Annotated in this window: 1 protein-coding gene; it reads left to right on the top strand. The window is 59.5% G+C overall.

Annotation, left to right across the window (positions count from 1 at the left end; all coding sequences use genetic code 11):
- Nucleotides 1–440 (top strand): ribonucleotide-diphosphate reductase subunit beta (locus tag E4P00_RS27610; RefSeq protein ID WP_248133393.1); only part of this gene is annotated, 440 nt, incomplete at both ends.

Raw genomic sequence — 440 nt, 5'->3', positions numbered from 1 at the left:
GCCGCATCGTCATGCGCAATCTGGGCTTCTTCTCCACCGCCGACTCCCTGGTTGCCAACAACCTGGTGCTGGCCGTGTACCGCCTGATCACCAACCCGGAGTGCCGCCAGTACATCCTGCGCCAGGCCTTCGAAGAAGCGATCCACACCCACGCCTACCAGTACTGCATCGAATCGCTGGCCATGGATGAAGGCGAGATCTTCAACATGTACCACGAGATTCCATCGGTCGCCAAAAAGGCAGCCTGGGGCCTCAAGTACACCCGCTCGATCTCCGATCCGAAGTTCGAAACCGGCACCGTCGAGACCGACAAGGAGCTGCTGCGTAACCTGGTCGCTTACTACTGCGTGCTGGAAGGCATCTTCTTCTATTGCGGCTTCACCCAGATCCTGTCCATGGGCCGCCGCAACAAGATGACCGGCGTGGCCGAGCAGTTCCAA

Origin of the sequence: Pseudomonas sp. B329, from assembly GCF_023127835.1 — a bacterium.
Classification (GTDB): Bacteria; Pseudomonadota; Gammaproteobacteria; order Pseudomonadales; family Pseudomonadaceae; genus Aquipseudomonas; species Aquipseudomonas synxantha_A.
This window is presented reverse-complemented; position numbering and strand designations above follow the sequence as displayed.